The organism is Micromonospora sp. NPDC005161 (assembly GCF_053599855.1).
In genome coordinates this window covers 1-11155 of record NZ_JBSFYQ010000086.1, presented here as the reverse complement: position 1 = coordinate 11155, position 11155 = coordinate 1, and the positions used below count along the sequence as shown (strand labels likewise).

Sequence of the window (11155 nt, the reverse complement as noted above, 5' to 3'; positions counted from 1 at the left end):
ACACAACCGTCCATGATCGACGGTGGCTGCCCTCGTTCCCACACCGCACCGAGCCACAGCTCAGCCAAGGTCAACAACCCCGGCTGGAGTACTAGCGGCACGAGAACCTGACCCAGTCGATTCCCGGTGAGTCTGAGCGACAGGGCGGATGCGCGGTTCGGTTGTGACACCAGTCCGACGACCCAGGTCATGGTCAATGGTTGCCCAATGCCCCAGAAGAAGCCGGCAATCGCCAGCAGAAGCGCCATTGCCATGGGCTCGCGAAGGAGCGGCACCGCGGCCATCGGCAACGCCGAGCACAACGTGGCGGAGACCAGGAGCCAGGGGCGTGGCAAGGACTTCAGCAGGCGCGGCAGGACGGCGCGAGACACGACTGACGCCGTCGTCCTCACGGTCAGCAGCAGCGAGACAAGGATCACGCTGAAGCCAAATTGCTCTCCGAGAACCGGCAGGTAGGCCGAGAGCAGGTCCATCGAGGTCAGGACCACCAGGCTGCTGAATAGCGCAGGCCGCATGCCTGGGATCGCCAGCATTCTGAACACGGACTGCTGCACGTCCCTGGCGGACGTTCCGGCGAGAGAAGAGCGTTCACTTAGGACGAAAGCGAACGGTGCCGCGGGCACTGCGCCAGCGATCATCGTCAGGAGCGCCGGGGTGGTGGCCACAGAGCGCTCGTCGCTGCTCGCGGCGGCAACGAGCCCGGCCAGGGGCAAGCCGACCGACTGGCCAATCGACACGCTCAATGTCCAGCCGGCGAACCGGCGGTCGAGTTCGTGGGGCTTCGAGAGGATGGGTACGAGACCTTGCCCGGAGACCGTGGTCAGGATCTGGCCGAATCCCAGGAGCACATTGCCGAGGGCGAGGACGACCAGGTCACCACTGACCGCGACCACCAGTACGGAGACCGCAGTAAGCACCACCCCTGTGCGAAGTACGGCAGCCGCGTGCCGCCGGTCGACAGCCCGCCCCACCTGGACGGCCACGATCAACGGCACAAGCGAGAACAGTGCCGTTATGATCCCGATGGCCAGGGCGTCGCCGCCCAGTGCGAGGGCCCGATACGACACGAGTACGCGGACAGCGTTGTAGACGGCCGGGAGCAGTGCTGTGGAGACGCATAAATGGAAGAACCAACGCTTCGCCGTCGGCCTTTCCCAGAGTTGAGGCACGGCCGGTCCTTCTCAGGCGAGCTCGAAGAGCGCGGCCATGCCCTGACCACCGCCGATGCACGTTGTCTCCAGTCCGTACCGGGCGTCGCGGCGTCGCATCTCGTGCGCGAGGGTAGTGAGGATTCGAACGCCGGTGGCGCCGACGGGGTGGCCCAGCGAGATTCCCGAGCCGTTGACGTTGACGCGGTCCAGGTCGTCGTCCTTGATGCCCCACTCGTCGAAGCAGGCCAGGACCTGGGCGGCGAACGCCTCGTTCACTTCGATCAGGTCGACGTCGTGGAGGGTCAGCCCGGCGCGGCCCAGTACGGCTGCTGTCGCTGGTACGGGGCCGATTCCCATGGTCGCGGCAGGAACACCCGCTACTGCCCAGCCCACCAGCCTGACCATCGGGTCGAGCCCGAGATCACGAGCGCGGTCCGGCGTGGTGACCACGCACGCCGCGGCACCGTCGTTCTGGCCGCTGGACCATGGACACGGACTGCAGCGCGCCACGGCCGCGAGCCTTGGTGCGGTGCAGCACGTAGGCGACGAGGAAGGAGAGCACCGTGCCGGCGGCGGCGGCGAGCAGAGCCACCACCACGCTGTTGCCGGCCGCACTGAGGAAGAGGTCGGAGTGGAGAACGGTGCCGAACGAGCTGAAGTCCACCGAACCCGGCTTGGTGAGATCGCGGAACGACATCATGTACGGGGAGGTGCGCACCGCGCTCAGCACCAGCGCGGCGATCGGGAGCACGATCGACAGCGTGAAGTACAGCAGGGCGAACGCCACGGCTGGCCATCGCAACCTGCCCAGGTGGATGCGTCGCAGTAGCGTTGCCCTCCCGGCTCGACAACCCAGGTGGATCGAGCATCGGAGGACGCGGTGAGTGGCACGTCAGATCGTGTGGTCATCGGGATGGACCCGCACAAGCGCTCTGCCACGATCGAGGTCATGGCCGGCGATGAGACCGTCGTCGGCGGCGGCCGGTTCGACACCGACCGCGACGGCTACATGGCGATGAGGAAGTACGCCAGCCGATGGCCGCACCGGGTCTGGGCGATCGAGGGCTGCCAGGGCATCGGTCGGCACATCGCCAACCGGCTACTGGCCGATGGCGAGCAGGTCCTCGACGTCCCGCCGAAGTTGTCGGCCAGGGTGCGGGTGTTCGCCACCGGGCAGGGCCGCAAGACTGATGCCACCGACGCTCACTCCATCGCGTTGGTCGGCACCCGCATGGCCGGGCTGCGCCCGGTGGTCAATGATGAGCAGCTCGCTCTGCTGCGGATTCTGGTCGACCGGCGCCGCTCCCTCGGTGAGGACCACACCCGGATGGTGTCCCAGCTGCACCAACTGCTGCTGGAACTGATTCCGGGTGGGGCGAAGAAGAGTCTGTCCGCCGCCCAGGCCAAGGCACTGCTGGCCACGGTCCGGCCCCGTGACGCGGTCGGCAAGGCTCGACGGCGGGTCGCCGCGGAGCTGATCGGTGACCTCGAACGGGTCTACCGGCGCTCCAAGGAGGCAGACAAGGAACTGAAGGACCTGGTCGCCTCCACCGGCACCACGTGAGCAGGGAGGCGCCGGCGGGCAGCGGGTCGGCCCGGCGGGCGGTGGACGCCGAGCAGAGCACCTGGCCGCCGTGCGCGGCGGCGGCGATCCGGGCCGCACGGTGCACATCGGGGCTGGCGTACTCGCCGTCGCGTGGTTCGGCGTAGCCGGTGTGCAGGCCCATCCGCACCCTCGGCGCGGCCTCGGGGGTGGGCCAGTCGTGGCTGGTCAGGGCCCGCTGGGCGGTGAGGCAGGCGGTCAACGCGGCGGTCGCGTCCGCGAACGCGAGGAAGAACGAGTCGCCCTCGGTGAACAGCTCCGCGCCGCCGGTGCCGGCCAGTGTCCGGCGCAGCAACCGGCGGTGCTCGCGCAGCACCGGTCGGTAGTCCGGGCCGAGCAGTTGGGCGAGCCGGGTCGAGCCCTCGATGTCGGTGAACACGAAGGTCACCCACCCGGTCGGGAGCTGGATCCGTTCCGCCATGCGTCGAACCTCCGCCCGTGACGTCGGGTTCATGCTGCCCGAAGCCGAGCGGTCACGCATCGTGAGAACGGCCCGGCCGGGCTCGGACTCAAGGTGCCACTCGGCCACGCCCAGGGCAAGGTCGGCCCTCCGCTCGGTGGTTGTCCGGCGCTCCCGGGGCTCGGGCCGGCAGGCCTCGGCCCACGATCGTGCCCGCTCACGGGGCGGGCCAGCCCCGCCGGGGACCGGCTGACCGGTTCCGGCGGGACTGGCCCTAGGAGTGGTGCCGGCCTCAGCCGGTACGCAGGGCGATGTTCACGGTGTTCTTCGCCCCCCGGACCGTGGTCACCGTCGACGCCGGCTGGAATCCGGGCGCGGCCGCGGTGACCTGGACCTTCTGGTTCTTCGCCAGCCGCAGCTGGTAGCGGCCGTGGGCGTCGGTCACCACGGTGTAGCTGACCGGCCCGCAGCCCTGTTGACCGTGACCGTCGGCCTGGTAGTCGCCGCAGACGGTCACGGTCGCACCTCCGACCGCGCCACCGGTGGCGGCGTCGGTCACCGTCCCGCTCAGCGTCGCCCAGTTCGGCGGCGCCTCGAAGTGACCGGTCACCGCCACGTTGCTCCCCGGGTACGGGGCGTCGGTGAGCACGACCAGCCGCGCGGCCAGGTCACCCGGCTGGGTGACCTCGTCACCGTCGACCCGGACGGTCACCCGGACCGAACGGCCCGGCGCCACGTCCAACTCCCGCTTGTCCACCGACAGCCACGGCACGTCCGCCGTACCGCCGCAGTAGTCGTACCCCGGCAGCATCTCGGCGCTGAGCTGCGGGTTCCACAGGCCCACCGAACCACCGACCCGGTACACGCCGCAGGCGGTGGCGGCGTCGGAGGTCGGGAGGTTCACGTTGGGCAGGCGGCCCCAACTGTCCGAGACCGGGTCGTACTCGATTGCCTCGTTGGTCAACATGGAGCCGTTCTGCAGGCCGCTGAAGAGCTGCAACTTGTCGTAGGCGCCGCTGGCGCCCATGGCGAAGACGCCGTACGGCGCGTCCGCGCCCCGGGTCCATTCGCCGCTGGCCGGGTCGAACACGAAGGTCGACGCGACCATGTTGTCACCGTCGTACCCGCCCGCGCAGACGACCCGCTCGGCGACCCCGGCGCAGCCGGGAGCGTTCACCCCGACCGGGTAGTCGGTGAGACGGGTCCACGAGTCCTGGATCGGGTCGTACCGGTAGACCGTCGCGGCGTGCGCCGGGCAGGACTCGAAGCAGCCTCCGACGACGTAGAGCCGCCCATCGAGCGCCGCGATCGCGGCGTCGCTGACGGGCTGCGGCAGGTCCGCCGCCCGTCCCCAGGAGTCCTGGGCGGGATCGTAGACGTACACCGTCTTGAGCACGGTGCCCTGCATGCTCGTGCCACCGACGACGTACATCTTGTCGTCGAGGAAGATGCCGGACCCGTTCGCGACCGCCTCCGGGGAGTCGGCGATCGGGCTCCACGTGAGAGTCACCGGGTCGTAGACGTACCCGCCGCGGGTCATTCCCTCCAGGAAGCCGTTGGTGGTCCCACCCACGGAGTAGAGCTTGCCCGCGTGGTAGCCCGCGGCGTTGTACAGGATCCGGGTCGGGTAGTTGGCGATCCGGACCCACGGCTCGACGGCCGGGGTCGCGTCCTCCGGACTGGCCAGCTCCGCCGGCTGGACCGGCTGGCCCGCCGGCGCCTTCGGCAACGGTCCCGTCCTCGGCGGATCCACCTTGACGCGCCGCAGCGGCGCGCCGGGCTGCTCGGCGACCCGTTGACCGGCCGGGCCGGTGGGGGTGACGACCTGCTCGCCCAGCTTGACGTGCACCGGACTAGTGCCGTCGTTGGTGAGGGTGAGGGTACGGGTGGCCGACTTCCCGAGCCGCGTGGTGAGGTCGAGGCTCTCTGCGCTGACCTTCAGGTGCCCGGCGCGCAGGCGCCAGTCCTTGGTGGTGACGCGGTCCGGCGACACGGTGGTGCGTGCCTCGCCGGTGGCGTACCGGGGGTAGCTGACCGTGAACGTCGGCTTGGCCTGCGAGCTGAACAGCCAGTAGAAGCCGTCCGGCAGGTTCGGGTCGAGCGGCGTCGCGGCGCTCACCGCGAGCTCGCTCCGGCTCGCCTTGTCGACCAGCTTCGCGCCGTCGACGGGGTCACCGGTGTTGTCGTCGCGCACCACGCCGGTGACCAAGCCACCGGGGGTCGGACCGCAGGCGCCGACGGTGACCTCGTCCACCTGCCACAGGGCGATACCGCTGCCGGCGTAGTGGAAACGCAGCCGGGTCCGCGCCTGACCGGCGGCCTGCGGCAGCGGAACGCTCACCGGCCCGAGCGCGTTCTCGGTGTTCTTCTGCCAGACGGTAGTCCAGGTCGAGCCGCCGTCGACGCTCAGGTCGATGCCCACCCGCGCGGTCCCGCCCTCACCCAGGTAGAGCGTCTTGAACGCGAGTTGCGGTGCGCTCTGACCCGACAGGTCGACCACCGGCGAGACGAGGTTGGTGTCCTCCTCCGTCAGGTCGTTGTGCCAGGAGTCGGCGGTGGCGAACCCGGCAGTGCCCCCGGTGACGTTGTCCAGACCGCCAGGCTCGTCGAACTGCCAGGCGTGCCCGCCACCGAGGTTGTCCTCGACCGTCCAGCCCGCCCGCTCGGCCGGGTCCGTCCAACCCTCGAAGTTCGCCCGCAGCGGGTACGCGTAGCCGGGCGCCAGGCACGACGTCTCGTCGATCCCCGCCCGGACGTCCCGGACCACGGCCCCCTCACCGACCGGTACGTCGACCGCGCTGGTCCGGTAGCCCGGGTAGAGCGGGGTGACGATCAGGTGGTAGGTCGAGTCGGCCGGCAGGGTCAGCTCGTAACGGCCGGTCTTCGGGTCCGTGAACCACGGTTCGACCGGCAGGCCGGGCGCGTTGATCCGCGCGTACAGCGGCCAGCCGTGTCCGGAGTCGTCGGTGACCGTTCCGCTGACCTCGACCTCGGCGCTGCGCTGGAGGCGGATGTCCCGGGTGGCGTTGGCGCCGGCGGTGACGGTCGCCGACGCGGTGCCGTCGCCGTAACCGTAGGCGGAGGCGGTGACGCCGTACTCGCCGGCCGAGAGCGTGGCGGCGTAGCTGCCGTCGGCGCCGGTGGTGACCGTACGGTGGATCGGGCCGCTGATCCGGACCTCGGCACCGCTGATCGGCTCGCCGGTCTTCGCGTCGGTGACCTTGCCGGCCAACTGGCCCGTCTCGCCACGCGGGGCCTCCGCGATCGCGGTGTAGGCGTCCAGCTTGCCCTGGCCCCAGACGTTGTTGTTGGTCGGCGTACCGCCGCAACTGGTGTCGCTGACGTCGACGGCGACCTGGTCGAGCACGGCCGTGGTGCCGGCGATGTCCCCGATGAGTCCGGGCGCGGCCGACCACAGCAGGGCGATCGCGCCGGCCACGTGTGGGCTCGCCATCGACGTGCCACTCAGTACGCCGTAGCCGCCGCCCGGAACGCTGGAGCGGACGTCCACTCCGGGGGCGGCGATGTTCGGCTTGGTGATGCCGCCCGCGCCGGGGCCCCGGCTGGAGAAGTACCCGATCTTGCCGTTCACGTCGAAGGCGCCGGCGCTGTAGGTGGACGCGTAGTCCCCCGGGGTGCCGGAGGTGTCGCAGCCTCCCTCGCCCGCGTTGCCGTTGGAGAACATCGGGAAGATGCCGGCGGCCCGCCAGTCCTCGACGATGTCGGCGAACCACGGGTCACTGGCGGCGCCGTTGTCGGTGCCCCACGAGTTGTTCACGATGTGCGGGCGCAGATCCGGCCGCGGGTCCTGGCCGGCCAGGTTCGTCGGCGCGAGCATCCACTCCGCCGAGGCGAGCAGCGCGAAGTCGGAGCAGCCCCGCTCCTCGCAGCCCTTGGCGGCGATCCAGCGGGCACCGGGCGCGACACCGATGTGGTTGCCGGGACCGCCGTCGCCGACCATCGTGCCCATCGTGTGCGTGCCGTGCTGGTTGTTGTCGCAGGGCGCGAGCGACGGCGAGCCGCAGACCTGGGACGGATCGAACCAGTTGTAGTCGTGCGAGAAGCCGGCCTCGCCCGTGTTGCCCCGGTACGACTTCACCAGGGCGGGGTGGTCGAACTGCACGCCACTGTCGATGCTGCCCACGACGATGCCCTCGCCGCGCGTGCCGTCCGCCCACACCCGGTCGGCACCGATCGCGTGGACGCCCCACTCCACCTCGTCGACGTCGGCGACCTGCTGCGCCTTCAGCGGCTCCGGCAGCTCGTACATGCGGTGCACCTGAATGGCGCTGACCTCGGTCTCCTTGGCGAGGGTCTCGGCCAGGTCGAGGGTGCCGCGGGGGACGTAGACGGTGTTGGAGGCGTAGAAGGTGTGGTACTCCACGCCCTCCGCCTTCAGCCGGCGGACGACGTCGGCCTGGCTCTTCTCGGCCGTCTTTCGCAGCGCCTCGACGACCGCCGCGCCGCGCGCGTTCCAGTCCTTGACGGCCGACGCCGCGGACAGGTCGGCGCGGTCTTCCAGGCGTACCCAGAACGGCTGCACCGGAAGGGTCCGCATGCTCGCCCGCAGCTCCGGCTGGAGCTTCTCCGGGGCTGCTGCGGCGGGCTGGCCGGGCCCACCGGTCACGGCCGTCACGCCGGCCACCAGGCCGAGCGCAGCGACTAGGCTGACGAGCTGGGACCAACGTGCACGCCGGGCGGTTCGGACGGTGCTCATCGGGCACCTCCCGCCCGTGGCGCGACGGTGACAGGGCCGGCGCACGGGAGCGCCGGTTCGGGCGGTGTCGCGCTCCGCCAGGTCGGATCCAGGGGTACTGCTTCGGTTGGCACGCTGCGCACTCTCCTTCGGCGAGTCGACTCACGACTGCGCCCGCCGGCTGAGCCGATCGGCCATGGTCGCGAGCGCACCCGGCACCGGCACAGGTTTCCTGGCGAGCGCGCCTGCCGACGATGCCACCACTGCCGATTCGGCAGAAGGCGGTTGTGACGTCCGGTTCACGCCACCGGCGGGAACAGGATGGACATCAACCCGGGGTTGCCGCACGATGAACGGGTGCTGCGGATCTTGGGGGTCACGGCGGCCGAGCAGGCGCTCTACGAGTGGTTGCTCGAACGCCCGGTGGTTCCCCTTGAGACGCTCGACCGGTCGGCCGCCGACCAGCCGTGGCGAGGGCAGGCCCGTGCGCTGCTCGCCCGGCTCGAGGAGTTGGGGCTGGCGCTGCGACTGCCCGGGGCGCCGGCGCGATTCCAGGCGGTGGCACCGGACGAGGTCTCCGATGTACTGACCCTCGCCGGTGAACGCGCTCTGTCCCGCGCCCGGGCCCGGCGCGCCCGGCTGGCGGCGGTCTTCCACGCCGGTCAGCACCCGCACGACGCGGGAGGCCTCGTCGAGATCCTGCACGGAAAGCAGGCGATCAAGCAAGCGTTCATCGACGTCCAGCTCAGCGCCCGTCATGAGGTACGGGTCTTCGACGCTCCGCCCTACGTGGACGTCCCGCCCCTGAACGAGCCGGTGGAGTTGGAGCTGCTGCGCCAAGGCATCCACTATCGGGTGATCTACGACCGGCGGGGGCTCGACGATCCCGGCCGGCTCGCCGACTTCGCACAGGGGCTCTCCGTCGGCGAGGAGATCCGCGTCTCCACCGTGCCGATCAAGCTGGTGCTCAGTGACCACCCGCTGGCGCTGCTCCCGGTCCACCCCGAGAACGTCGAGTCCGCCATGCTCGTCCGCGACCCGACCCTGATCGAGATGCTCGGCGCGCTGTTCGAGATCACCTGGGAGCAGGGCGTCCCGTTGCAGGTACGCGACGGCCACCCGCAGCTCGTGGAGGTCGGCGACGCACCGTCGCCGGTCGAGGGCGAACTGCTACCCCTGCTCGCGGCCGGGCTGACCGACGCGGCGATCGCCGCCCAGCAGGGCTGCACCGAACGCACGGTGCGTCGCCGGATCAGCGCGATGCTGCGGCGGTTGGGGGCGGCCAGCCGGTTCCAGGCCGGCTACCAGGCCATCCGCCGCGGCTGGATCACCACGTCCCGAGGCGTGGTCTGACAGTGCCGACGCATCCGGAGGGCGACCTCGACGCGGCCGGCCTGACCGCGGTCGAGTCCGCGGCGTACGAACTGGTCGTCGCGCAGCCGGGTGCCACGGCGGTCGACCTCGACCGGTCCTGGATCCGTTCCGAGCCGCTGCGTGACGCGCTCGGCGCGCTCGCCGCCGCCGGGCTCGTCGTGGCGGGCGACGACGACCCGACCACCTACACGGCCGTCGACCCCGAGGTCGCCCTCGACGCACCGATCCGGGCGTACGAGCGGCGGTTGCAGGCCGCCCGCGAGAACCTCCACCGCCTGGCCGCGGTCCACCGCACGGACCCCAGCCTCACCGACTCGACCGCCGTGCTGGAGGTGGTCAGCGGGCGCGAGGCGGTGCTGGAACGGCTCCACCGCCTCCGGCGTACGGCCGAGACGGAGATCCTCTGCCTGGACAAGCCCCCGTACCTCGACGGGGCCGGCACGACGAGCGGTGGGGTCGAGCTGCTCCGGCGAGGCGTGCGCTCCCGCACCATCTACGAGCGCTCGTCCCTCGAACAGCCGGGCGCCCTGCACGGGCTCGAACAGCTCGTTGCCGCCGGCCAGCAGGCCCGGGTACTGCCGACCCTGCCACTCAAGCTCTACCTCGCCGACGGCCGGTACGGCCTGCTCATCCGCCGGCCCGACGACGAGGGTGGGAGCGCCGTGCTGCTCCGGCCCTGCGCGCTCCTCGACGCCCTGGGGCACCTCTTCGAAGGGCTGTGGCGGTCCGCCCTGCCACTGCAACCCTCTCCGGCCGCGCCACCGAACCACCGCCCTCCGGTCGAGCACCGACGGCTCATCGCGCTCCTGCTCTCCGGGCTCACCGACGAGGCGATCGCGCGCCAGCTCGGCGTCGGCTACCGCACCGCGCAGCGACACATCGCAGCGCTGATGGCCTCACTCGGCGCCCGTACCCGGTTTCAGGCCGGTGTGCAGGCCGCCCGCCGGGAAGAGCGGGAAGAGCACGAACCGTAGGAGCCGCTGTCGCCCGGCTCAGCAGCCGCAGATTTCGGCTTTGCCGACTCGGGTGGCGGACACGCTATCCTCATCCGCCGCCTTGCTCCGACCTCGCCGGGGCGAAGTGTGGCCCAGAACCCAGCTCTCCACCAGCGGGCGAGCTCAGCGAGAGTTCAGCAGCGCCGTTCCCGCTGAGCTTGTGCGGTCTGGATCAGCCAGCGGCCGTCGTCGTAAAGGACCGCCTTGGCCACGACCGGGTAGCGGGTGCTCTGGCCGGGCGCGGAAACCGCCTCACCGGTGCTCTTGCGGACCACACGCCAGTTGCCGTGGTCGAAGCAGTCCTCGATCTGCACCGTGAAGGGCTGAGAGCTGACATTCACCTGCGTCGCCTGCGGCGACCAGGACGGCGTGCCCGCGTTGATCAGTCCCTGCTGCTGGTGCTGCTGCAGAGTCAGCCGGATCTGCGTCAGCAGCGGGTCAGCCGTGTACCGCCGCAAATCCCCGCCCGAGACGTCACTGGTCGCCATCGCGGCCAGCTGCGCCTCCCGATAGCTGTTGTAGGCGGCCAGGGCGTCGGCCCGGGCCTCGGCGGCCTCCGCATCCTCGGTCGAGGACGGGGCGGCGGCGGTCGCTGACGGGGTGCTGGTGGGAGCCTCGGTGAAGGAGGAGCACCCGGCGCCGGCGACGGCCAGCACCGCGGTGGCCGCACGTACGCGTCGGCGGGGCCCCGTCGTAGTGATGATCAACGCCTCTTCCTTCCCGGTGCAGGGTTAAGCGGTTGATGGACCTGCACGGCATCGGACCGTCCGGCGCCGCCCGGCTGCTGGTCGAAATCAGCGACATCACCCGGTTCCCGAACCGAGCCCACTTCGCCTCCTGAAACGGCACCGCCCCCATCGACGCGTCATCCGGCGAGCAAGTACGCCACCGCCTCTCCCGCGCCGGGAACCGACAGATCAACCGGGTACTGCACAT

General features: G+C 70.9%; 8 protein-coding genes and 2 pseudogenes. 4 read left to right on the top strand and 6 right to left on the bottom strand.

Features of this window, described 5'->3' with window-relative positions:
* From ACWD5O_RS36095 to ACWD5O_RS36085, 3 genes are all read right to left on the bottom strand, one after another.
* Positions 1 to 1169: MFS transporter (locus ACWD5O_RS36095; protein WP_450088061.1), on the bottom strand; the 1169-nt coding region annotated here is incomplete at its 3' end.
* A 12-nt stretch (positions 1170 to 1181) separates the two neighbouring features.
* The gene (locus ACWD5O_RS36090) at positions 1182 to 1556 is read right to left on the bottom strand and encodes an acetyl-CoA C-acetyltransferase (RefSeq protein ID WP_354967354.1); all 375 of its coding nucleotides are present in this window, start codon (positions 1554 to 1556) and stop codon (positions 1182 to 1184) included.
* 16 nt (positions 1557 to 1572) lie between these two features.
* A complete protein-coding gene (locus ACWD5O_RS36085; RefSeq protein WP_354967355.1) occupies positions 1573 to 1938 on the bottom strand; it encodes a hypothetical protein in 366 nt (121 codons plus the stop codon).
* Positions 1939 to 2064: 126 nt separating this feature from the next.
* Between ACWD5O_RS36085 and ACWD5O_RS36080 the strand changes: the two genes are divergently transcribed.
* The gene (locus tag ACWD5O_RS36080; RefSeq protein WP_449936249.1) at positions 2065 to 2715 is read left to right on the top strand and encodes an IS110 family transposase; all 651 of its coding nucleotides are present in this window, start codon (positions 2065 to 2067) and stop codon (positions 2713 to 2715) included.
* Here the strand turns inward: ACWD5O_RS36080 and ACWD5O_RS36075 are convergent.
* Both ACWD5O_RS36075 and ACWD5O_RS36070 read right to left on the bottom strand, forming a co-directional pair.
* Positions 2687 to 3175 (bottom strand): annotated as a pseudogene (locus tag ACWD5O_RS36075) (adenylate/guanylate cyclase domain-containing protein); the annotation flags it as partial. The gene ACWD5O_RS36080 and the pseudogene ACWD5O_RS36075 overlap by 29 nt on opposite strands.
* A 271-nt stretch (positions 3176 to 3446) precedes the next feature.
* Complete coding sequence (locus tag ACWD5O_RS36070) at positions 3447 to 7871, bottom strand: S8 family serine peptidase (RefSeq protein WP_387328423.1); 4425 nt, start codon at positions 7869 to 7871, stop codon at positions 3447 to 3449.
* Between the two features lie 336 nt (positions 7872 to 8207).
* On the opposite strand from ACWD5O_RS36070, the gene ACWD5O_RS36065 reads away from it, so the two are divergent.
* On the top strand, positions 8208 to 9203 hold the full coding sequence (locus tag ACWD5O_RS36065; RefSeq protein WP_450088060.1) for a helix-turn-helix transcriptional regulator: 996 nt from the start codon (positions 8208 to 8210) through the stop codon (positions 9201 to 9203).
* 2 nt (positions 9204 to 9205) lie between these two features.
* Complete coding sequence (locus tag ACWD5O_RS36060; RefSeq protein WP_354967358.1) at positions 9206 to 10198, top strand: helix-turn-helix transcriptional regulator; 993 nt, start codon at positions 9206 to 9208, stop codon at positions 10196 to 10198.
* Between the two features lie 155 nt (positions 10199 to 10353).
* On the opposite strand, the gene ACWD5O_RS36055 is transcribed toward ACWD5O_RS36060, so the two are convergent.
* Positions 10354 to 10926: a hypothetical protein gene (locus ACWD5O_RS36055; protein ID WP_450088059.1), complete on the bottom strand. Its 573-nt coding sequence runs from the start codon at positions 10924 to 10926 to the stop codon at positions 10354 to 10356.
* A gap of 35 nt (positions 10927 to 10961) precedes the next feature.
* On the opposite strand from ACWD5O_RS36055, the pseudogene ACWD5O_RS36050 reads away from it, so the two are divergent.
* Positions 10962 to 11155, top strand: a pseudogene (locus tag ACWD5O_RS36050) (transposase); the annotation flags it as partial.